Raw genomic sequence first — 20,394 nt, 5'->3', positions numbered from 1 at the left:
GACTTCTTTATACAATGTTGAGGCTAGTTCACACTCATTTTTAATGCCGCCGCAGTCGGTAATGGCGTCAACACTAATGCCGAGCACAACATGGCTAATAAAATATTAATTTGCGCCGAGACCGGCAAACCTGTAGCGGCTCTATCCACCGCGCCGCTGGCAAAAATGAGTACCGGAATATATAGGGGCAGCACTAATAGCGACAAAATCATGCCGCCACGGCGCAAACCCACCGTCAAAGCTACCCCAATCGCACCGATCAAACTTAAAACCGGCGTTCCCAAAATCAAGGTCAGCCACAAGGTCGACATTGCCGCGTCGGGCAAGCCCAGAAATAAGGCCAACAACGGCGCGATCAATATCAACGGCAAACCCGTGACAAGCCAATGCGCCAATACTTTACCCAAAACCAGGATCGACATCGGATGCGGACTCAATATCAGTTGTTCCAGAGAGCCGTCATCGAAATCCGATCTGAACAGACCGTCCAGCGACAATAAAGTCGCCAACAAAGCCGAAACCCAAATCACCCCGGGCGCCATCGCTTGCAATAAATTCGGCTGTGCTCCGACCGCCAACGGAAACAAGGTGACCACCAACACGAAGAACAGCAAAGGATTGGCCATTTCGGCGCGGCGCCTGAAAGCCAGCAGCAAATCGCGGCGTATGATCGCAAAAAAAGCTTGTGTTAACGACATGAGTCCAAATGAATGCGTTGCAGGCAGGTATGCGGAAAGTTTAAATCATGGTGCGACGTCAAAATCACCATGCCGCCCTGTTTGACATGAGCATCGATCAAGTTTTCAATTAAGGTTATGCCTTGTTTATCCAATGAGGTGAACGGCTCGTCAAGTATCCATAACAAGGGGTCGGTGATCAATAGTTTGGCTAGCGACAGACGGCGCTTTTGCCCGGCCGACAGTGTTTGCACGGGATTGTCGTCATATCCGGCCAGTTGCACTTTCTGCAGGGCATCCTCGATGGAATGCTTGCCGGGACGGCTCAAAGCCAAGGAGAAGCGTAGATTTTCCAGGACCGTCAGCTCTTTTTTAATGCCGTCGGCATGTCCGACGTAAGCCATATTCGCGAAATAATGACTTTCGGCAACCGGTTTACCGAACCAAAAAATCTGTCCGCTATCGGCTTCCCTAAAACCGCACAGGGTTCGTAATAAAGTGGTTTTGCCGCTACCGTTGCTGCCTTCCAACAATAAAACACCACCCGGTCGTAGCGTAAAACTCAGGCTTAAAAACAACAGTCTATCGTCTCTACTACACGATAAATCGACAACCTCAAGCCCGATTTGTTGGCTATTTTCCATCGAATTTCGTCAGACTCCATTTAAAAGGCCGATCATTTTATCAGCAAATGAACGTTTTATAATAATTCGGTGACACAGAACACCGGTGTTTTTATGCGATAATTCTTCAGTTTTACAGCAACGATTAATATCGGAGATTTTTTTCATGACCGCATTGATTGGCATCATCATGGGCTCCACTTCCGATTGGGAAACCATGCAACATGCCGCGCAAACCCTGGAGCACCTTGAGATACCGCATGAAGTGGAGGTGGTATCGGCGCATCGGACGCCGGACAAGCTATTTCAGTATGCCGAAAGCGCTGAACGCAAAGGCCTGGAGGTCATTATTGCAGGAGCTGGCGGCGCAGCCCACCTACCCGGCATGACTGCCGCCAAAACCACGGTGCCCGTATTGGGCGTACCCGTACAGTCCAAGGCCTTGAACGGCATGGATTCTTTGTTATCTATCGTCCAAATGCCTGCCGGCATTCCGGTCGGCACCCTGGCAATCGGGAAAGCCGGTGCAATCAATGCAGCGCTGCTGGCTGCAGCCATTATCGGTAACAAACATCCGCAATATCGTCCGGCTCTGAACTCTTATCGGCAGCAACAAACCGATAACGTCAACTCAAACCCGGACCCACGACAGGTACAACCATGAAAGTCGGTATTTTGGGTGGCGGCCAACTGGCCAGAATGATCGCGCTTGCGGGATATCCTTTAGGTTTGAAGTTCATCGTACTGGATCCGGACCCGAACGCCGGCGCCGCCGGCCTTAGCGAACATTTACTGGGCGCTTACGATGACCTTGATCTGTTGGCGCAATTAGCCGATAAAGCCGATGTAGTGACTTATGAGTTCGAAAATGTACCCGCACATGTCGCGGAATTTTTGTCCAGCCATACCAGGGTCTATCCGCCCGCTCAAGCCTTGGCCGTCGCGCAAGATCGCTTGCTCGAGAAAAATTTTTTCAATGAGCTCGGCATAGACACTGCTCCCTACGTCCCTGTCGATAACTTGGAAGACTTGCAAAAAGCCATATCGACGATCGGCTTACCGGCAATATTGAAAAGCCGGCGTATGGGTTACGACGGTAAAGGTCAGGTAGTTGTGAAAACCGACGCGGAATTGAAATCGGCTTGGGAGGCCATGCAAGACATGCCGTCCATCGTAGAAGGCTTTGTACCGTTCCGGCGTGAAGTCTCCATTATCGCTTCACGCCGTCCGACGGGCGACATCGCTTTTTATCCCTTATCGGAAAACAAGCATGCCGGTGGTATTCTAAGGGTCGCCACGGCCTGCCCCGACGACGCGGAGCAAGCTATGGCCGAAGACTATGTGCGCCGGTTGATGGAAAAGCTGAATTACGTCGGCACCATAGCACTGGAATTGTTTGACGTGGACGGCAAGCTACTGGCCAACGAATTCGCTCCGCGCGTGCATAATTCGGGGCATTGGAGCATAGAGGGATCAGAGACCAGTCAGTTCGAAAACCATTTACGTGCGGTCCTCGATCTGCCGTTAGGCGCGACCCGAACCCGCGGCCACGCGGCGATGGTCAACTTCATAGGCGGATTGCCGGATGTCGCTGGGTTATTGAGCATGAACGGCGTCCATTTGCATTTGTACGACAAAGCCCCTCGAAAGGGCCGCAAGGTCGCTCATGCTACCGTACGCGCAGATGACCTCGAATCGTTTCAAACCGTCCTGTCTCGATTACAAGCGATTGCGGCAGCGGTAGACGATTCTTAACCTTGTGGTTATGAATCTTGGCGGAACGGTCGCTTAAACTTCGCGGTTGAGCCGATCGAAAGCGATCTCAAGTTCGGCAATCGAAGTCTGTGCGTCTATGTTTTAGGTCCTACCGACAAGGTTGTCAGAAATTTAGAAAAATATTTGAATTGTTTTACATCGATAATTGAGTATAATGGTCGGATAGTTAGCGACGTAAGGTTAACAAAAAGCACTGTATGCCCAGGTAGCTCAGTCGGTAGAGCAGAGGACTGAAAATCCTCGTGTCGACAGTTCGATTCTGTCCTTGGGCACCACGCTTTTTCCGGTTTTTTTAAGAGCCCCATTTATGGGGTTTTTTCTTTTAAGGGCTTTCATAAGCCGCCGGTTTAACGAATGTTTATGGAAGAGCCTGAGGCTCTTTTTTTTTGTGTCAGCGAAGGCAAGGCGAAAATGAAACAGGCACCGGAGCATTTGGTAGAACTGATCGAGCCTATTGTTGAAGGCCTGGGTTACGAGTGCGTGGGGATTGAATATAACCCCCATCCTAAACACGGAATGCTGCGGGTTTATATCGATAGCGAAAACGGCATTCTATTGGACGACTGCACCAAAGTCAGTCATCAACTTAGCGGTATGCTTGATGTAGAAGACCCTATTCAAGGCGAATATCAATTAGAGATTTCTTCGCCGGGTGAAGACCGGCCGTTTTTTAAACTCAGCCAGTTTGAAAGATTCATTGGCAGCACGGTTTCAGTACATTTGTTCAAGCCGATCGAAAGCCGCCGAAAAATAACCGGCCTGATTCAGGCAGTTGAAGGTGAAAACGTAGTGTTGCAGGAAGGCGAACGAACAATCAAGGTTCCTTTTCAAGCAATGAGCAAGGCACGCTTAGCACCGGAATATTTACTCAAAAAAGGAGGCCGCAGTGGCAAATAAAGAAATTCTATTGGTAGCGGATGTTTTTGCTAACGAAAAAGAAATCGACAAGGAAATCATCTTTCAGGCCATTGAATCCGCCTTGGAAGCAGCAACCGTCAAACGATACGACAATCCGGTCAGAGTGCGCGTGGCGATCAATCGTCAAACCGGCGATTACAAAACCTACCGGCGTTGGCTGGTGGTGGAAGCCAATCCCGATATCAATGGCGACGTTGAGTTCCCGAGTTGGCAAGTCTTATCGGATGTGGCCAAACTGGACAACCCGGAAATAGCGCCCGGCGATTTCATTGAAGAAGAAATCGAATCCGTCGAGTTTTGCCGAATTGCGGCCCAAACGGCCAAACAAGTCATTATCCAAAAAGTGCGAGAGGCCGAACGTCGTAAGATCGTGGAAGCGTACCAGCATCGAGTAGGTGAACTGATTACCGGCGTAGTTAAACGCGTAGAAAAAGGCAACGTTTATCTGGACCTCGGCGGCCATGTCGAGGCCTACATCGCGCGCGAAGATATGATTCCGAAGGAGCCTATACGCATGGGCGACCGGGTTCGCGGTTATTTGAAGGCAGTGCGCTCCGAACCGCGCGGTCCTCAACTATTCGTCAGCCGGACGGCTCCGGAATTACTTATCGCCCTGTTCCGCCTGGAAGTGCCCGAAGTCGGCGAAGGCTTGATCGATATTATTGCCGCCGCCCGGGACCCGGGGTCTCGCGCTAAGATCGCCGTCAAGGCGAACGACCCTCGCCTGGATCCCGTCGGCGCTTGCGTCGGCATGCGCGGCTCCAGAGTACAAGCCATATCCAACGAATTAGCGGGCGAACGGGTGGATATCATTCTTTGGAATCCTAATGAGGCTCAATTCGTCATCAATGCGATGGCGCCGGCGGAAATACAATCCATCGTAGTTGACGAAGACAAACACAGTATGGACGTTGCCGTTACGACCGATAGCTTGTCGCAAGCAATCGGCCGCGGCGGACAAAACGTGCGTCTGGCATCCGAGCTGACCGGCTGGGAACTCAATATTCTGGATGCGTCGCAAGTCGATAAAAATCTGGACGAAAACGCCGCCAAAGCCAAGCAAGAATTCATGAGGCTATTGGATGTCGATGAAGAAATCGCCGACGTATTGGTTGAAGTCGGGCTGAATAATATCGAAGAAATCGCCTATATTCCGGTCGACGAAATGCTTGAAATAGAAGGCTTCGATGAGGAGCTGGTTGAAGCGCTACGCAGCCGCGCTAAAGACGCACTGTTAATTAAAGCGATCGCTTCCGAGGAACAGATCGAAACATCGGAGCCTAGCTCTGAGTTATTGGCGATGGAAGGAATGGACGACACCCTGGCTCATGAAATGGCAGCTAAAGGCATAGTGACCTTGGACGATTTAGCCGAGCAATCCATTGACGACATTATCGAATTTGCCGGAATGGACGAAGATCGTGCCGGCAAACTAATTATGAAAGCCCGCGAATCATGGTTCGCAGAGGATAAGGGCTAATATAGGAGGATACTATGAGCGATAAAACAGTACGGGCATTGGCAGAGGTTGTGGGTATTCCGCTGGAACGTTTCTTGGAGCAACTCACGGAAGCGGGTTTGACTGCCACTCACCCAGACGACATCATTACCGATGAAGAGAAAGTCAAATTGCTGGCACATTTGCGCAAACGCCACGGTAAAGCGGATGCCGACCGGGAAGGCGCCGCCCCGAAACGTATTACTTTAAAACGCAGCACCAAAACCGAATTACGTCAATCAACCGCTCCCGGCACCGGTGCAAAAACGGTGAGCGTGGAAGTCCGCAAACAAAAAACCTATATTAAACGTAGCGAAGCTTCGGTTAGCGACGAGCAAAAAGAAGCGGAGCGAGCTAGACAGGCGCTAGCCGAACTGGAAAAGCAAAAGCATCTAAGAGACGTGGAAGAAGAAAAGCGTCTCCAACACGAAGCGGAGTTAAAAGCGCAAGCCGAAGCGGAGGCTGCCATTCTCAAAACAAAAGGGAAAGCCGAAAAAGCCACGGGAGTTCAGACCGCGGAAACCACAATAGCAAAAGAACCCGTCGAAATTAAAATTAAACCGACTGAAGCAACTCCGGAATCCGGACCGACCCGAACCGAAGAAAAAGTCGAAAAATCAATCGAGCCTGCCCAGTCAAAACTTAACGAGGACGAGCTTCTAGAGCTTGAAAAACAGCGCCGCCTGGAAGCCGCCGTGGAACGAAACGCGGAAAAAGTGCGTAAGGCGGCGGAAGCGAAGCAGCAGCAAACGTTGCATAAAAAGAAGCAGGAATTCAAGCCTAGCCGCGGCCCTGCTCCGGACATAGGCTTTGATAGCGGCGATGCCGGCGGCCGTCGCGGCGGAAAAGGCAAAAAAGGCAAAGCTCAACGGCGCGAGAAACCGGAATTTGAAATCGAGTTACAGACTAACAAGCACAAATTCGAAAAACCGATCGCACCGTCTAAACTGGAAGTGAGGATCCCTGAAACGATCATCGTTTCCGATCTGGCTGCAAAAATGAACATCAAGGCTGCCGAGGTCATCAAGCAGCTGATGAAACTAGGTATCATGACCACCATCAACCAACCCATCGATCAGGAAACTGCCGTGATTCTGGTTGAAGAGATGGGACATAGCGCGATTATGCAAAGCGAAGACGATTTCGAACAGGAGATGTTGGCCGAAGCGGTAGGCGACACCGACGAGCGTAAATTGTCTCCTCGGGCGCCTATCGTTACCATCATGGGGCACGTCGATCACGGCAAAACCTCGCTGCTCGATTACATTCGGAAAACCAGAGTTGCCGCGGGCGAAGCCGGGGGCATCACCCAGCATATCGGCGCATATCAAGTCAAAACCGACCATGGCGCCGTGACTTTCCTGGATACGCCCGGTCACGCGGCCTTTACCGCAATGCGGGCCCGTGGCGCCGAAGTGACGGATATCGTTATCGTGGTTGTTGCTGCCGATGACGGCGTAATGCCCCAGACCAAAGAAGCGATCGAACATGCGCGCGCCGCCAATGTGCCCATCATCGTAGCGCTGAATAAAATTGATAAACCTGAGGCTAATCCTGACCGTGTGATGCAGGAACTTGCCAGTTTGAATGTAGTACCCGAAGAATGGGGCGGCGACGTGCAATTCCTTAAGGTTTCGGCGAAAACCGGCGTCGGCATCGACGATTTGATCGAATCACTGATCGTACAAGCTGAGGTGTTGGAGCTAAAAGCCGCAAAAGAAGGTACTGCATCGGGCGTTTGTATCGAATCGCGTTTAGATAAAGGCCGCGGTGCCGTCGCGACCATCCTCGTTCAACAAGGTACGTTAAACAAAGGTGAATTCGTGTTATGCGGGCATGAGTACGGCCGTATCCGGGCCATGTTCGACGAAAATGCGCATGCGATCAAAACCGCAGGCCCGAGTACTCCGGTGGAAATCTTGGGTCTTTCCGGCACGCCGGATGCCGGTGACGAATTCTTGATCGTGCAAAATGAACGTGTGGCGAGGGAGCTTGCGGCACACCGCGAGGAACGCAAAAGATCCAGCCGCCAAGCTGCCGCCCAAGCCTCCAAGCTGGACGATGTATTCTCCAAAATGTCCGCCGGCGAAACGGCCAGCTTAAATCTGGTGATTAAAACAGACGTTCAGGGCAGTTTGGAAGCCTTGCGAGAATCGCTGGTTAAATTGTCGACCGACGAAGTGCAAGTTAAATGCATTTACGGCGGCGTAGGCGGCATCAACGAAGGCGACGCCAACTTGGCTCTCGCGTCGAGCGCGATCTTGATCGGTTTCAATGTCCGCGCCGACGCAGTTGCTCGTAAGTTAATCGAAGAAAAAGAGATCGATCTGCATTATTACAGCGTAATTTATGACGCTATCGATGAAGTCAAGCGCGCGATTAGCGGCATGTTGGCCCCCGAAATTCAAGAAAAAATCGTCGGTTTGGCTGAAGTGCGCGATGTGTTCCGCTCGCCGAAATTCGGCGCGATTGCGGGCTGCATGGTCATCGATGGCTATGTTAAACGCAATCTGCCGATCAGGGTATTGCGGGAAAATGTGGTCATATTCGAAGGTCAATTGGAATCGTTACGCCGATTCAAAGACGACGTCAACGAAGTCAAAATGGGTATGGAATGCGGCATCGGCGTTAAAAATTACAACGACGTCAAAGTCGGCGACCAAATCGAAGTCTTCGAGCGCGTGGAAGTTAAACGGGAAATCTAAACATGGCAAGAGAGTTTGGCCGTAGCCAGCGTGTCGCATCCGAGATGCAAAAAGAGCTGGCGACGATATTACAACGCGACGTGCATGATCCTCGATTGGGCTTTATCACCGTCAACGAGGTGGTATTGTCCAAGGATCTGGCTGTCGCCAAAATCTATGTCACTGTGCTGAATGCGGACGAGGCCGGCAAGAAAGCCAATATCGAGGCGCTAACCGACATGGCGCCGTTCATCCGCCACGAGTTGGCAAAACGAATGCGCCTGCGCCACATTTCGGAACTCCATTTTTATTACGATAGCTCGTTCGATACCGGTATGCGGGTGGCGGAGTTGCTAAAAAATGTGAGCGACCGCAAAGATGTGGGACATTGCGAAACCACGGAATCAATCACTGATAAACCGCTACCGAAAGACTGATGGCTAAACGCAAGTCCGGGCGCGATGTCCACGGCATCGTGCTGCTCGATAAACGCTTGGGCGTATCTTCAAACAAGGCCTTGCAAGAAATCAGAGGCCTATTCAATGCCAACAAAGCGGGCCACACCGGTAGTCTGGATCCTCTGGCGACCGGCGTATTGCCGTTATGTTTCGGCGAAGCGACTAAAGTTTCCGGACTGATGCTTGATGACGATAAGCGTTACCAGGTGACCTTGCGTTTAGGCGTGATGACCGATACGGGTGACAGCGAAGGCCGTATCATCAAGGAGCTTCCCGTACCGCGTTTTTCCGAGGCAGAACTGGTGACTTGCCTGCGACAATTTATCGGCCTTATTAGCCAAGTACCGCCAATGTATTCAGCCTTAAAACACCAGGGTAAAAAGCTATACGAATTGGCTAGGGAAGGCAAAACTGTCGACCGCCAGCCGCGCGGCATCACGATCTACGCAATTAATCTACTCGGTTTCGAGCCCGCATCCGTCACACTGGATGTCATCTGTTCGAAAGGCACTTATATCCGCTCGCTGGCCGAGGACATCGGGCAGGCGATGGGCTGTTGCGCGACGGTCACGGCACTGCGCCGTACTGCTGCCGGCCTATTTGCCATCGATCAAGCCTACACTTGGGAACAACTGCGGGCGATGACTGAAACCGAATTGACGGGTTGCTTGATCCCGGTTGATGCACCGCTGAAAAACATGCCGGCAATCAGTCTGTCGCCAGAGCAAGCAGTCAATATTCACCATGGCCGACAAATTCACGTTCGAGGCCATCATCCGGGCGCTGTACGCATGTATAGCCAGGACACTTTTTTAGGCTTGGGTGAAATCCTTTTGAATGATAAACTAGCGCCCAAGAAGTTATTTAATCTGAATAATCAAGCGATTTGAAGATTCGGAAAAAATCATTTGCTCCTGCACCCTATAGCGGTAGCGATGTAACCCGCCATCATTTTTTCGATGGCATTTTTTAACACAATTAATCGATAGGGATTAAAAAGAATGGCATTATCTGCAGCACAAAAACAAGCAATTGTCGAAGAATATCGTTTGTCTGAATCAGACACCGGTTCTACCGAAGTGCAAGTTGCTTTGTTGACCCACAATATCAATCAACTGACGCCGCACTTTGCAGCGCATAAAAAAGACAACCACTCTCGTCGTGGCTTGTTGCGCATGGTGAATCAACGCCGCAAACTGCTGGACTATTTGAAAAATAAGGACGTGGCGCGCTACCGTTCTTTAATTGAGCGTTTGGGCATCCGGAAGTAACGCATTCAAAGAAACGGCACTTCATGTGCCGTTTCTATTATGTATAGTAAGATTTTAAGCACAACCTTTCAAACAAAGGAACCTCATAGTGAATCCTATTAGGAAACAATTTCAATACGGCGATCGTCTCGTCACTTTAGAAACGGGCGAAGTTGCCCGCCAAGCCAACGGCGCGGTGATGATCGATGTCGAGGGTACAACATTGTTGGTCACTGTAGTCGGTAAAAAAGAAGGCAGCGGCGGCGACTTTTTCCCATTGACGGTGGACTATCAAGAAAAAGCCTTTGCCGCCGGCAAAATTCCCGGCGGTTTTTTTAAACGCGAAGGCCGTCCGAGCGAAAACGAAACCCTGACCTCGCGTCTGATCGACCGACCAATTCGACCGCTATTTCCTGAAGGTTTTACTAACGAAGTCCAAATTATCGCCACCGTTATTTCGCTGAATCCGGAAATTGATACCCAAGTTCCGGCTATTATCGGAGCCTCCGCGGCGCTGGCGATCTCCGGGTTGCCGTTCAATGGCCCTCTCGGTGCGGCTTGCGTCGGCTATAAAGACGGTCAATATTTGCTGAACCCATCGTTGCCGGCATTGAAAGAATCTCAACTGGAGTTGGTCGTAGCCGGTACTCAAAAAGCTGTATTGATGGTGGAATCCGAGGCTGAATTGCTGTCGGAAGAAATCATGCTGGGCGCCGTATTGTTCGGGCATGAGCAAATGCAAGTCGCCATCAACGCTATTAACGAATTTGCCGCCGAAGTGGCGACGCCGCCTATGAACTGGGCCGCGCCGGAAGCCGATACAAGCTTAAAAGCGGCAGTTGCCGCTGAAGCCGAAGTTAATATCAAAGCGGCCTATCAAATTCCGGAAAAATTGCTGCGTCAAGACACCTTGAGCGCTATTCGCACGGCCGTCGTCGATAAACTGACTGCGGACGAACAACATGCCGAATCCGATGTTCGCAATGTTATCGAGGATTTGGAATATAACATCGTTCGCGAGGCGATTTTAAACGAGCGCAAACGTATAGACGGCCGTGACCTGACCACCGTCAGACCGATCACGATTCGGACCGGCGTATTGCCTAGAACCCACGGCTCCGCCCTTTTCACTCGCGGCGAAACTCAAGCCATGGTCGTGGCTACATTGGGTACCGAACGCGACGCGCAAGTAATCGATGCCTTAGCGGGTGAATACAAAGACAGCTTCATGCTGCATTACAACTTCCCGCCTTTCAGCGTGGGTGAAACCGGCCGCGTCGGTTCGCCGAAACGCCGAGAAATCGGTCACGGTCGTTTGGCAAAACGCGGCGTGAAAGCGGTATTGCCGACTATTGCCGAATTTCCATATGTCCTCCGCGTGGTTTCCGAGATCACCGAATCCAATGGCTCAAGCTCCATGGCTTCAGTCTGCGGTAGTAGTTTGGCGTTGATGGATGCCGGCGTTCCGTTGAAAGCCCCGGTGGCGGGCATTGCGATGGGCCTGATTAAGGAAGGCGACCAATTTGCGGTATTGTCCGACATCTTGGGCGATGAGGACCATTTGGGCGATATGGACTTTAAAGTCGCCGGCTCGGAACATGGCGTCACCGCACTGCAAATGGACATCAAGATAGACGGCATTACGCCGGAAATCATGAAAGTCGCCCTGGAGCAAGCTAAACAAGGCCGCTTGCACATCCTGGGCGAAATGAACAAAGCGCTGTCGGCTAGCCGCGAGCAAATGTCCGACTTCGCGCCGCGCATCATCTCCTTCAAGATCGACCCGGCCAAAATTCGCGAAGTCATAGGCAAAGGTGGCGTGACGATACGCGCGATTACCGAGCAAACCGGTGCCAGCATCGATTTGACCGACGACGGTATCGTCAATATCGCCTCTGTCGATAAAGCTGCCGGCGAGGAAGCGCGCCGCATGATAGAGGAAATCACGGCCGAGGTTGAAGTCGGAAAAACCTATGAAGGCAAAGTGGTGCGTTTGATGGATTTCGGCGCGTTTGTCACCATTCTGCCTGGTAAAGATGGCTTGGTTCACATTTCTCAAATCTCCGAAGAGCGTGTCGAAAAAGTCAGCGACAAGCTGTCGGAAGGCGATATAGTTCGGGTCAAGGTATTGGAAATCGATCGCCAAGGCCGGGTGCGTCTGAGCATGAAAGACGCCGATAGCGAATAATCGAGCCTCGCTCGAAACAGCGCATTAGAAAGGGCCATGAGGCCCTTTTTTTGTTTAATTAAAGCCTCTCTGAACCGGAGAAAGGGGAAAACACTGTAATGTGGCTGCGTACTAGTTGCGAAATTGCGTTCGAAATTAGCGTCCCAACCCCGTTTATTCTGATGCTGCGACCACGAAACGGCACGAATCAATGGGTAGCGCGGGAATCGTATATGCTGAAACCAACCGTTCCGGTCACTGAATATACCGACGATTATGGAAATCTTTGCCAGCGTTTAATTGCGTCACCCGGGCAATTTTGGATAAATACCAGTGCCGATATTCATACGACCGATCGAGCGGAAACCTGTCCGGGTGCTCCTTTTCACGAAGTCCAAAACTTGCCGAATGAAGTGCTGACTTATTTACTACCAACCCGATATTGTGAATCAGACCGATTCATAACGCTTGCACAGGAAATTGTTGACGGCGTCAGGCCAGGTTATGATCAGGTTGCCAAAGTAAGCCAATGGGTTCGAGATAATATCCGCTTCAACCCGGATTCGCCCTACTTTCAAATGTCCGCGGTAGAGGTCAATCAAGCCCGTGAAGGTGTTTGCCGTGAACTGGCTCACCTCAGCATTGCCTTGTGCCGAGCTTTATGTATTCCGGCCCGTATGGCGGTAGGTTATCTTCACGGCCTGCACCCCATGGATTTTCATGCATGGTTTGAAGCGTATATCGGCGGACGTTGGTATACATTTGACCCCACTCAACCCTCTCTTCAGGGCGGCAGAATAATTGTCGCGTACGGACACGATGCCGCCGACGTCGCTATCTTCACGCAATTTGGCATCACCCTCATACCCATGCATATGTCAGTGGGCGTAGAACGACTCGACTGCCCGCCGGAGTAAGCCTATGCATCGATTGCGCATACGACACGTCACTGAATATATCTTTTCTAGTGTCGTCACCCTTAAACAACATCAATTATTGCTGCGGCCACGTGAAGGCCATGACGTACGCATCGAATCTTCACGCCTGGACATCAGCCCTGCTTACAACATTAAATGGTACCGCGACGTATTCGATAACTCACTCGCCATTGTCAAGTTTCTAGAAGCCACCAATCGACTGAGAATCGCTAGCGACGTAGTCATACAACATTACGAAGATTCACCCGTAAATTTTTCCGTCGAAGAATACGCGCTGAATTACCCATTCATTTATAAGGAAAGCGAACGCATCGATCTGGCAGCGTTTCAGAAGCCTTTGTTCATGCAGGATCAGGCGGCGGTAATGAGTTGGTTAGGGAGGATTGGACTGCGGACCAGAAGCATGGAAACCTTAAGTCTACAATCGAAACTCAACCAGGCCATTCACACCCAGTTTCGTTACCAAATGCGCGAAGAAGCCGGCGTACAAAGTCCGGAACAAACGCTGCAGCTTGGTAGCGGATCGTGTCGCGACTATGCGACGTTGTTTATTGAAGCCTGCCGCCACCTTGGGCTGGCTAGTCGTTTCGTCAGCGGCTATCTACATGCGCCTGCGACGGAAGTCGGCAATGCCTCCACTCACGCATGGGCGGAAGTGTATCTTCCCGGTATGGGCTGGCAAGGTTTTGACCCGACGATCGGCGAAATCACTGGGAATCGACATATCGCCGTAGCGGTTGCTCGTAATCCCGAAACCATCCCTCCGGTGTCCGGTCATTTCGTAGGCCCCGAAGCGACCATGCCATCCATGCTGGTTAATGTACAAGTTAACCTACTGGATTGATTTCACAGGTAAAGGCGGCAGCCATGCGCAATGATTATTTCGTATTGATCCGGCTGAGCTTGTCAAAACGCATGTAATCGATTGTTATTCGTTCTCACTGCACGATATGGTCTCACCTCGCGAAGAAAAACTGTAACCTTTGGTTCCGACGCTCCCCACCATCACGGCCTCCATTATGGGTGGATGAGTTTGTTTCGCCCCGGTCCAGCGCACGATAAAATTTGCCCCCACGCCGCCGCGCATATCATGCTGATCAATGACATACGAAACTGTGGACATGGCTTCCAATGCAAACAATTCACCAGCAAGAACATCCGTCAGCGCACCGTTAGTATCGTAATACTCGACCCGGGTAACATGGATTTTACTGCGACTGTCGACGTTTCGAATACTAAGTGTGATACCAAGCGATGCCGTTTGATTTTTCGTCAAATAGATATGCGAATATGCAGGAACGTAAACCGAACATGAGCGTTCTTGCTTATTTGTACTCGGACTGACGCTAACAAACGAGTTTCCGGGGGCCGGCCCTTGATTGCGCACAGGTTCTTCGTCGGCTTGCGATTGGCAAGCAGCCATAGTAAAGACGCCGGCAAGAAGGTCTCGGAAATATCTCGATTTTCGGTATTTGCACATATTACCCTTTTAGATGATTTTTTATATCGGCTAAAGTTATCATAAAAATAGAAACAAATAGTTTTATACGAAGCAGACAGCTATGCGTCGCAATAATGATAGGCATCTACCTCCATCCGGCGCAATCCACCGAGGCTGTCAAATCCGACTTATAAATGGGCGTTTGGCCAAATATCGTGATTTTCCGATATTCAACGGTTATTCTTGCCTCGGTTTAACGATTGGATGACGTAAATTTATGATCGAATTGATATGGATAGGCACTGCTTACTTAATGGGGATGGTCGTCAGCAAATTATTGCTCCCCCCATTGGTGGGTTATCTGATGGCGGGATACGCGTTGCATACACTAGGCGTCACGCCATTAACCGCCCTGCCCGACTTCGCGGATATCGGCATCGAATTTTTGTTGTTTAGCGTAGGTCTCAAAATAAAACCCAGCACCCTGATCCGGAGCGAAGTTTTGAGCGTTGGCGGCGGCCACTTGTTGGTGGTTACCGGCGTTTCCGCATTGGTGTTTTTTTGGCTGGATGAACAAATAACCGGCGGGCTGGTTCTAGGCATCAGTTTGGCTTTCTCGAGCACGGTGTTGGCCATTAAGGTATTGGAAGACAACGGCGAATTGTCGTCTTTTCATGGACGAGACGTGATTAGCATTTTGATCCTGCAAGATCTGATTGCGATCGCGTTGTTGGCATTCACTGACGGACATCAGCCTACTCCCTGGGCGTTCGGCTTGCTGTTGATCCCACTGTTGCGCCCCCTCGCCCATCGATTGCTGAAAACGACCCGTAGCGCCGAGCTGCAAATGTTGCTGGGTGTCACAATGGCCCTAGCCGGCGGCGAATTGGCCGAACATATGGATATTTCCGCCGACATCGGCGCCTTATTAACCGGTATTATGCTGGGCGGCCACGACAAGTCGGAGGAGATCGGCTACCGGCTTTGGAGCTTAAAAGAATTGTTCCTGGTGGCGTTTTTCCTGGAAATCGGATTAACCGGTTTGCCTGGGCGCGAGCAAGTAGTAACCGCCTTAACATTGTTAACATCACTCCCCTTGCAGGGCGGCGTGTTTTTTGTTCTTTTTATCCTGGCCGGTTTGCGCGCCCGCACCGCCTTTGTATCTTCGCTCGCATTAACGACTTACAGTGAATTTGCCTTGATTACCACCGATGCCGTGGTCGATTCCGGTCTTTTGAGCCGAGAATGGAAATCGGTGATCAGTTTGGCGGTCGCCGGTTCGCTGGCGATCGCCGCACCATTGAACCGCTATTCGCATACCCTGTTCGCTTGGCTGGAGCCGATATTAACCCGCTTCGAGAATAAGAACCGCTTAATTCACCTCGACCGGCTGCCTATTTCGTTCGGCGCGGCCGAATGGCTAATCGTTGGCATGGGGCGCACCGGTGCTTCCGCCTATGCCGCCCTTCATAGTGAGAATGAACTAGTGCTTGGACTGGATGCGGATCCTATCGTAGTAGAATCGCAATTAGCGCTGAATCGCCGCGTTATCTATGGCGACTCCGAGGATTCCGAACTGTGGAACGGATTGCAGCTTGATAAGGTTAACGGGATCATTCTTACCATGCCGGATTTCGGATCGAGATGTTCGGCAATTACACAACTTAGGAATCTTGGCTTCGAAGGAAGTATCGGCACATTATGTTACGACAACGACGAATATGATGAACTAATGCGTTTGGGCGCCAATTCCGTGATTCATCCTTTGGTTGAAACGGGGAATCTGATTGCACGGCAAATGCTGAAAAATCCCGCTTAAGAATGGATTTCCTTATTTTTTCGAAACCAATCGTGTTGAAGCTGTCTTCGTTCGGGAAATATCGTCTGTCAACCTTTTTCTCAGGTCTTTGCGTGCCTTCAACACCAGGCAAATCGAAACACTCGGTAAAGTTGACAAACATGAACATCCTCGTATAATAGCACGGATTACCGCGATGCAAGCGGAATAGCCGAGGTGGTGAAATTGGTAGACGCGCTAGCTTCAGGTGCTAGTGGGGGTAACCCCGTGGAGGTTCAAGTCCTCTCCTCGGCACCATCATACATGTTTCTTTATTTTCAATAAGTTAGAAGCAAATTTGATGATCAATGTAGTACACTTTTTCTTCCCTAATCCAAATAAAACTCCTTCGACCGACAGCAAACTTCAGGCTGCTCAGTAATTCTTTTTATTCGATACCATTACTAATGGTGGTGTTGTACACGCATGGTGCACAATACACGTTAATCACTTAAGTTTTGTCTCCAAACAGTTCTTTTGGTGGATATACCGCATCAACCCTATCCTTAACAATTCGTTGGGAGTTGCGCTTGTAAAACTTACAACAAATGCAACTAATGAACTCCACTCCGCAGAGTGGCTTCGATGATCAATGCCTGGTGAAAGGATTACATTTACTAAAACGATACCAAAGACAGCTCCACATAAAAAGTCCGTACATTGGTAAGTTTTTTCCCTTCCTGCCTCCAGAGCTGCCCTTCGTATTCGAAACGCTCTCGTCGTTTTTTCTGTAATTCTTCAGTGTGCATTTCTGGCTCAATCTGTTAAAGAATTTTCAGTTTATCATTATCTTCCATCTTGTTAAAAAACCGATGATGAAAAGATGTTTTCAGACGCCAAGTTTCTCACCCCCTGTGAACCACCTGTAGAAAAGTCAGGTGGAGCCGATGTTCCGATCCCCTTGCTGGAGCGGAACGAGGTGACGCGGACGAATCGGGGGCGCTGAAGGCATTAGTTGCCAGCTAATTTTTCGCGCTGAAATCGGATGGGACCCCATTTCAGATTTACCGAAAAATGTTGACGCTCCTGAATGATCGCCGGAGCCGAAGGTATATGGCCAAGTTTCAACAGCCTGTTAGCGCACTATTTTTTCCCAATCCTGTTGTTACTGCTATGAAGGTATAATCCGGCATTTTATCTTTCCAGGTCAAATCGGCCTTCCGATCCCATATGATGCAAACCGCCAAAATATTGTTTTGTGTTCTCTGCGTCGTTGTCGCTCATGGCACTATCGCATGGTTAAGTAATCGACCGCAGAATGTAGGCCCTGACGTACCCGCCGGAAAACTGCGCAGTTTATCGTTTGCGCCATATTACGAAGGTTTTAGTCCGATCACGCAAACCTTTCCATTACCGGAACACATCGATGCCGATCTCGCTTTGTTGGCGGATAAGACTTACAACGTCCGCACCTATTCGGCACGCGGCGGCATGGGACCGACTCCTGACTACGCCCGTAAACACGGTGTCGATGTCATGCTGGGGGCTTGGCTGGGTGACGGCGCGTCCGAAAATCAGCTAGAAATCGATGCATTGATCAAAACGGCGAACGATCATCCGGATCAGGTAACAAGAATCATCGTTGGAAACGAAGTAATGCTGCGCAAAGATATGGATATCGACAGTTTGCTGGGATATATCCGCAAGGTCAAACGGACCGTCAAACAACCGGTATCGTATGCAGACGTCTGGTCCAGCTATATGCAATATCCCCAGTTGTTCAATGAAGTCGATTTCATCACCATCCACATTCTGCCCTACTGGGAAGACGAACCGGTGTCTATCGACGACGCGGCGGAACATGTGGAAAAAATCGTTCAGCGGATCGAAGCAAAAGCGCGAGAAATGGGCGTGGTTAAACCTATCGTTATCGGCGAATCCGGCTGGCCCGCGATTGGACGGCAACGCGGACGAGCGGTTCCAAGCGTCGTCAACGAAGCCCGCTTCATCCGCAGTCTGATTCAAGTTGCAAACCGGCACGGCTTCGACTACAACATCGTGGAAGCCTTTAATCAATCCTGGAAAAGTCATCATGAAGGCGTAGTCGGCGCCAACTGGGGTTTGTTCGACATCAACCGCGACCCCGTCTTTCCGTTGACCGGTCCCGTTAGCGAAAACCCAAACTGGACCCTACACTTCGGCTACGCGACGGCCTTATGGCTGTTGGTCATAACGGCTTATTTCAAGTCATTACGCCCGATATCGCTGCCGGGTTTATTAGTGTTTTTGACGGTTGCTCAACTATTCTGTGTCAGCTTGGTCTATCTGGCGCAGTTCCTTTGGCAGACAAGTTACAGCGACTGGCAAAGGACATACGCAATATTGTTAATACTCATGAATAGCCTATTAGCCGCTTTGCTCATCCATCGTCTTCATGCGATTTCGGCCGACGAAGAGACGCCGCCTTGGGTCATGAGCGGACTTAGATACGGCTATCTATTTTTTGCGGTTTTAGCAATATACAAAACTTATTGCTTGGCGTTCGATGGGCGCTATTTAAGTTTCCCGACCGAACAATTCACGATACCGGTCATCGGGATTTTGGGTTTGAGCGCTTGCGTTTGGATCAACCGACGCAGAATTTCGCCTCGACATCGGTATCTCGAATGCTTGATCGGCCAAAGCCGATTTACCGGTTTCGATCGCCCGATCGCCTATCTGATGAGTTTTGGAATCATCGCGTTAATAGCCGGCGAAACCTATGGCTTCCTATCCGCCTATGATTTCATTCAGGCTCATCCTAAGCTGAGCGAAGGATTGCCGATTGCTTTGGGATACACCTTACAAAACTTTCAATTGGTCACGTGGTTGCTTTGCGTTCTGATTTTGTCCTTTCCGTTCTGGCCCAAGCATGGTCGTGAACCGAGATAGCGGCGATTGACGTGTTCAATGAGCGCTTGACCGTCAAATAGGCAAGGCCTGAAGCATCAATATGATTTCGCACGGTGGCCGAAGCAGGTTAAGCTCGCCTAATCTCGGCGTCGATGGCTTGATCGGCCGCTGTCCATGCTGCACAATTGACTATCGCAACTCGCGCAGTTCGGTAAACTACAATAACAAGCGATATAAACTCGGAGGCCCCGATGACCGCGAATGTCGAAATAAACGAATCAGTGCGCCATTACTACAGTCAAGTTTTGCAATCCAGCAATGACTTGAAAACCAGCGCCTGCTGCAGCGTAGATGCCATGCCCGGCTATTTAAAGCCTCTGCTGGCGGAACTGCATCCGGAAGTACTGGAGCGTTTTTATGGCTGCGGTTCACCGCTACCACCGGCTTTGGCCGGCAGAACCGTGCTGGATTTAGGCTGCGGCACCGGCCGGGATTGTTATCTGCTGTCGAGGTTGGTTGGCCCCCGAGGCCGCGTAATCGGTATAGACATGACGCCCGAGCAACTGGAAATCGCCGTGCGTCATCGTGAATGGCACGCCGGACGGTTTGGTTATGCCAATATCGATTTTTTGCACGGCCATATCGAAAATCTAGCGGCAGTGGGCATCGCCGACGACAGCATCGATGTGGTGGTGTCCAACTGCGTGATCAATTTGTCGCCGGAAAAACCACGCGTGTTGGCGGAAATTTTTCGGGTGTTGAAACCGGGCGGCGAGCTGTACTTTTCCGACGTGTTTGCCGACCGCCGTATACCGCCGGAACTGCGCCAAGACCCGGTATTACTGGGCGAGTGCCTAGGCGGCGCCCTGTATTGGGAGGACTTTAGGCGGATTCTGCAGAATCTCGGTTGTCCTGACGTGCGCGCAGTAAAACAGAATGCGATTAGTCTGGATGACCCCGAAGTATTCGGCAAAATCGGCATGGTCAAGTTTAATTCGGTCACCGTCAGGGCTTTCAAAATGCCGCTGGAAGATCGCTGCGAAGATTACGGTCAGGTAGCGGTATATCTGGGCAGCATCGAACATCACCCTCATAGCTTCGAATTAGACGATCACCATCATTTTGAGACAGGCAGACCGCTGAGAGTATGCGGCAATACCGCCGACATGTTGACCGAAAGTCGTTACAGCGATCATTTCCAGGTATTGGGCGATAAATCCAGACATTTCGGCTTGTTCAATTGCGCAAGCACGCCTAATAGCGAAACCGACAAAACCGACGGCGCGTGCTGCTGA

At 50.7% G+C, this 20,394-nt stretch carries 17 protein-coding genes and 2 tRNA genes; 16 read left to right on the top strand and 3 right to left on the bottom strand.

Annotated features, from left to right (window positions below; translation table 11 throughout):
• Positions 1–23: 23 nt before the first annotated feature.
• Both ccmB and ccmA read right to left on the bottom strand, forming a co-directional pair.
• Positions 24–698, bottom strand: a complete 675-nt coding sequence (gene ccmB, locus ACW73I_RS04715) for a heme exporter protein CcmB (RefSeq protein ID WP_458028083.1) — start codon at positions 696–698, stop codon at positions 24–26.
• On the bottom strand, positions 689–1,321 hold the full coding sequence (gene ccmA, locus ACW73I_RS04710) for a cytochrome c biogenesis heme-transporting ATPase CcmA (protein WP_458028082.1): 633 nt from the start codon (positions 1,319–1,321) through the stop codon (positions 689–691). Before ccmA ends, ccmB begins: the two co-directional genes overlap by 10 nt.
• A gap of 145 nt (positions 1,322–1,466) precedes the next feature.
• Between ccmA and purE the strand changes: the two genes are divergently transcribed.
• From purE to ACW73I_RS04650, 12 genes are all read left to right on the top strand, one after another.
• Positions 1,467–1,964, top strand: a complete 498-nt coding sequence (gene purE, locus ACW73I_RS04705; RefSeq protein WP_458028081.1) for a 5-(carboxyamino)imidazole ribonucleotide mutase — start codon at positions 1,467–1,469, stop codon at positions 1,962–1,964.
• Positions 1,961–3,055 (top strand): 5-(carboxyamino)imidazole ribonucleotide synthase, encoded by a 1,095-nt coding sequence (locus ACW73I_RS04700; RefSeq protein WP_458028080.1) that lies wholly within the window; start codon positions 1,961–1,963, stop codon positions 3,053–3,055. Before purE ends, ACW73I_RS04700 begins: the two co-directional genes overlap by 4 nt.
• A gap of 220 nt (positions 3,056–3,275) precedes the next feature.
• A tRNA-Phe gene (locus tag ACW73I_RS04695) sits at positions 3,276–3,351 on the top strand.
• 136 nt (positions 3,352–3,487) lie between these two features.
• The gene (gene rimP, locus ACW73I_RS04690; protein WP_458028079.1) at positions 3,488–3,973 is read left to right on the top strand and encodes a ribosome maturation factor RimP; all 486 of its coding nucleotides are present in this window, start codon (positions 3,488–3,490) and stop codon (positions 3,971–3,973) included.
• Entirely contained in the window at positions 3,963–5,474 is a 1,512-nt protein-coding gene (nusA, locus tag ACW73I_RS04685; protein WP_458028078.1) for a transcription termination factor NusA, read from the top strand. The genes rimP and nusA overlap by 11 nt, the downstream gene beginning before the upstream one ends.
• Before the next feature lie 14 nt (positions 5,475–5,488).
• Positions 5,489–8,197, top strand: a complete 2,709-nt coding sequence (infB, locus tag ACW73I_RS04680; RefSeq protein WP_458028077.1) for a translation initiation factor IF-2 — start codon at positions 5,489–5,491, stop codon at positions 8,195–8,197.
• A 2-nt stretch (positions 8,198–8,199) separates the two neighbouring features.
• Positions 8,200–8,613 (top strand): 30S ribosome-binding factor RbfA, encoded by a 414-nt coding sequence (gene rbfA, locus ACW73I_RS04675; protein ID WP_458028076.1) that lies wholly within the window; start codon positions 8,200–8,202, stop codon positions 8,611–8,613.
• Positions 8,613–9,524 carry a tRNA pseudouridine(55) synthase TruB gene (truB, locus tag ACW73I_RS04670; protein WP_458028075.1) on the top strand — a complete coding sequence of 304 codons (912 nt, stop codon included), beginning with the start codon at positions 8,613–8,615 and terminating at the stop codon, positions 9,522–9,524. Before rbfA ends, truB begins: the two co-directional genes overlap by 1 nt.
• Before the next feature lie 111 nt (positions 9,525–9,635).
• A complete protein-coding gene (gene rpsO / locus ACW73I_RS04665) occupies positions 9,636–9,905 on the top strand; it encodes a 30S ribosomal protein S15 (RefSeq protein WP_458028074.1) in 270 nt (89 codons plus the stop codon).
• Between the two features lie 88 nt (positions 9,906–9,993).
• On the top strand, positions 9,994–12,072 hold the full coding sequence (gene pnp, locus ACW73I_RS04660; RefSeq protein WP_458028073.1) for a polyribonucleotide nucleotidyltransferase: 2,079 nt from the start codon (positions 9,994–9,996) through the stop codon (positions 12,070–12,072).
• A gap of 212 nt (positions 12,073–12,284) precedes the next feature.
• Positions 12,285–12,968 (top strand): transglutaminase-like domain-containing protein, encoded by a 684-nt coding sequence (locus tag ACW73I_RS04655; protein WP_458028072.1) that lies wholly within the window; start codon positions 12,285–12,287, stop codon positions 12,966–12,968.
• A gap of 4 nt (positions 12,969–12,972) precedes the next feature.
• Positions 12,973–13,833, top strand: a complete 861-nt coding sequence (locus ACW73I_RS04650) for a transglutaminase family protein (protein WP_458028071.1) — start codon at positions 12,973–12,975, stop codon at positions 13,831–13,833.
• Between the two features lie 84 nt (positions 13,834–13,917).
• On the opposite strand, the gene ACW73I_RS04645 is transcribed toward ACW73I_RS04650, so the two are convergent.
• Entirely contained in the window at positions 13,918–14,412 is a 495-nt protein-coding gene (locus ACW73I_RS04645) for a DUF3124 domain-containing protein (RefSeq protein WP_458028070.1), read from the bottom strand.
• A gap of 295 nt (positions 14,413–14,707) precedes the next feature.
• On the opposite strand from ACW73I_RS04645, the gene ACW73I_RS04640 reads away from it, so the two are divergent.
• The 4 genes from ACW73I_RS04640 (at position 14,708) to ACW73I_RS04625 (ending at position 20,394) form a co-directional block, all read left to right on the top strand.
• Positions 14,708–16,249, top strand: coding sequence for a cation:proton antiporter domain-containing protein (locus ACW73I_RS04640; RefSeq protein WP_458028069.1), 1,542 nt, complete (start codon positions 14,708–14,710; stop codon positions 16,247–16,249).
• A gap of 189 nt (positions 16,250–16,438) precedes the next feature.
• Positions 16,439–16,525 (top strand) — tRNA-Leu (locus tag ACW73I_RS04635).
• A gap of 912 nt (positions 16,526–17,437) precedes the next feature.
• Positions 17,438–19,138, top strand: coding sequence for a glycoside hydrolase family 17 protein (locus tag ACW73I_RS04630; protein ID WP_458028068.1), 1,701 nt, complete (start codon positions 17,438–17,440; stop codon positions 19,136–19,138).
• Positions 19,139–19,350: 212 nt separating this feature from the next.
• Positions 19,351–20,394 (top strand): methyltransferase domain-containing protein, encoded by a 1,044-nt coding sequence (locus tag ACW73I_RS04625; RefSeq protein WP_458028067.1) that lies wholly within the window; start codon positions 19,351–19,353, stop codon positions 20,392–20,394.

The organism is Methylomonas sp. MgM2, from assembly GCF_054172045.1.
This window is presented reverse-complemented; position numbering and strand designations above follow the sequence as displayed.

Coding starts and splice junctions, on each gene's coding strand:
- ACW73I_RS04700 (WP_458028080.1), top strand. CDS start 1,961: ATGAAAGTCGGTATTTTGGGTGGCGGCCAACTGGCCAGAATGATCGCG.
- ACW73I_RS04655 (WP_458028072.1), top strand. CDS start 12,285: ATGCTGAAACCAACCGTTCCGGTCACTGAATATACCGACGATTATGGA.
- rimP (WP_458028079.1), top strand. CDS start 3,488: ATGAAACAGGCACCGGAGCATTTGGTAGAACTGATCGAGCCTATTGTT.
- ACW73I_RS04625 (WP_458028067.1), top strand. CDS start 19,351: ATGACCGCGAATGTCGAAATAAACGAATCAGTGCGCCATTACTACAGT.
- infB (WP_458028077.1), top strand. CDS start 5,489: ATGAGCGATAAAACAGTACGGGCATTGGCAGAGGTTGTGGGTATTCCG.
- ACW73I_RS04640 (WP_458028069.1), top strand. CDS start 14,708: ATGATCGAATTGATATGGATAGGCACTGCTTACTTAATGGGGATGGTC.
- rpsO (WP_458028074.1), top strand. CDS start 9,636: ATGGCATTATCTGCAGCACAAAAACAAGCAATTGTCGAAGAATATCGT.
- ccmB (WP_458028083.1), bottom strand. CDS start 698: ATGTCGTTAACACAAGCTTTTTTTGCGATCATACGCCGCGATTTGCTG.
- ACW73I_RS04650 (WP_458028071.1), top strand. CDS start 12,973: ATGCATCGATTGCGCATACGACACGTCACTGAATATATCTTTTCTAGT.
- purE (WP_458028081.1), top strand. CDS start 1,467: ATGACCGCATTGATTGGCATCATCATGGGCTCCACTTCCGATTGGGAA.
- truB (WP_458028075.1), top strand. CDS start 8,613: ATGGCTAAACGCAAGTCCGGGCGCGATGTCCACGGCATCGTGCTGCTC.
- ccmA (WP_458028082.1), bottom strand. CDS start 1,321: ATGGAAAATAGCCAACAAATCGGGCTTGAGGTTGTCGATTTATCGTGT.
- rbfA (WP_458028076.1), top strand. CDS start 8,200: ATGGCAAGAGAGTTTGGCCGTAGCCAGCGTGTCGCATCCGAGATGCAA.
- ACW73I_RS04630 (WP_458028068.1), top strand. CDS start 17,438: ATGATGCAAACCGCCAAAATATTGTTTTGTGTTCTCTGCGTCGTTGTC.
- ACW73I_RS04645 (WP_458028070.1), bottom strand. CDS start 14,412: ATGGCTGCTTGCCAATCGCAAGCCGACGAAGAACCTGTGCGCAATCAA.